Here is a 1,613-nt window from a genome sequence, read left to right as displayed (position 1 = left end):
GAAAAGAAGTTTGCTGTTATTTATTGTTTTTATGACATAAGTCCCTTCGATCAATCACGATACATTTATCAGTTAGTGTTCGACTTTGTCTGCATCAGACGACTGTTATTTGGAGCATGTGTATATGTAATAGCCGTCCAGATTTCTTGTGAGCGTTCCGGAATGCACCTTTTTTTAACCCAGATTCCGCAATAGCGATAAAATGCCTAAATTGGCCTTTAAATTCTAATGCGTAGCAATAGAGAAATTAAGCCATGGAATTCGATATAAGCTATACCAGCAAAGAGATTACGCCTTGGGGCGGAATGGTATTTTTGGAGCAAATGTTGCAGAAAACGGGCTTTCGTGATCTTGTTGACAATAATCCTGACTTGCCGGTGTCCGGCTCTAACCGTGGCTACAAAACATCAACCATTATTGAGGGGTTTATTACCAGTATCTGGTGTGGGGCTAATCGTTTTTTGCATACCGAAGTTACCCGCCATGATGCAGCTTTAGGTAAAATATTCGGATGGCCGCGTACGCCAGGGCAGGATACTTACAAACGATTCTTTGGTAAATTTACCCAATCCACCAACCAGTCCGTAAGCGACTATTTTTATACATGGATATTCGACAATCTTAAGTTCGACAACTTTACTTTGGATATCGACTCGTCTGTAATGACCCGGTACGGACAGCAGCAAGGAGCTAAAAAAGGGTATAATCCGCAAAAAAAAGGTCGTAACTCGCATCATCCGCTGATTGCATTTATTGACGATGTGAAGGTGGTTGCCAATATGTGGCTGCGAAGTGGTGACACCTCGTCGGCTAATAATTTTCTTGCATTTCTTGAAGATACTTTGTCGAAGCTGAAAAATAAATCTATAGGTCTGATCCGCCTTGACAGCGGGTTTTGCCAATCCGATATCTTTGATCACCTGGAACAAAAGCAGATTGATTATATTGTTTCTGCAAAGTTTACCCACCCAATACAGCGACTCATAGCCGGGAAAAAAGGATGGATGATGTTGGATAACGGTATAGAGATATGTGAACAAATCCACCAGGCATCTGTTTGGCAAAAGCCTCGCCGGATTGTGATCGTAAGGCAAAAGATAAAAGACCGCCCGCAGGCAACAGGGAGGCAGTTAAAGCTTTTTAAAGATAACGAAGAGCATCAGGGCTACCGCTATTCAGCTTATGTGACCAACCTTAGGTTTGCAGCATCTGATGTTTGGCGCCTGTACCGTGGCCGTGCCGAAGCTGAAAACAGAATCAAAGAATTGAAGTATGATTTTGGCTTCGACAGCTTTAACCTCAATAGTTTTTATGCTACTGAGGCTGCGTTGACCTTTGCAATGATTGCTTATAACCTCATGGCATTATTCAGGACATTTATATTGCAGGAAAAAACACAGAAAACACTTTCCACCCTACGTTACAGAACATTTGCGATTGGTGCTTATTTTGAAAAAATCAATGGTAAACTCGTGCTTAAAATAGCTTTGAGTAAAAAAAGACGGGCATGGTTTTCCGGCCTCTGGAACTACTCAAAAGAGTTCGATTACCCTTTCGTGCTATCTAATGCGTAATCCGGGATTAGTACTTGTATTGTAGGTAGTTACATACTG

General features: G+C 41.7%; 1 protein-coding gene. It reads left to right on the top strand.

From position 1 onward, the window contains the following. The first annotated feature begins 254 nt into the window (after positions 1 to 254). A complete protein-coding gene (locus QZX97_RS07065; RefSeq protein ID WP_295664503.1) occupies positions 255 to 1,574 on the top strand; it encodes an IS1380 family transposase in 1,320 nt (439 codons plus the stop codon). Positions 1,575 to 1,613 lie beyond the last annotated feature (39 nt).

Source organism: uncultured Mucilaginibacter sp., assembly GCF_903893715.1.
GTDB lineage: Bacteria > Bacteroidota > Bacteroidia > Sphingobacteriales > Sphingobacteriaceae > Mucilaginibacter.
This window is presented reverse-complemented; position numbering and strand designations above follow the sequence as displayed.

What these genes read in the sequence shown, in the direction of transcription:
- QZX97_RS07065 (WP_295664503.1), top strand. Translation starts at nt 255, where the DNA reads ATGGAATTCGATATAAGCTATACCAGCAAAGAGATTACGCCTTGGGGC.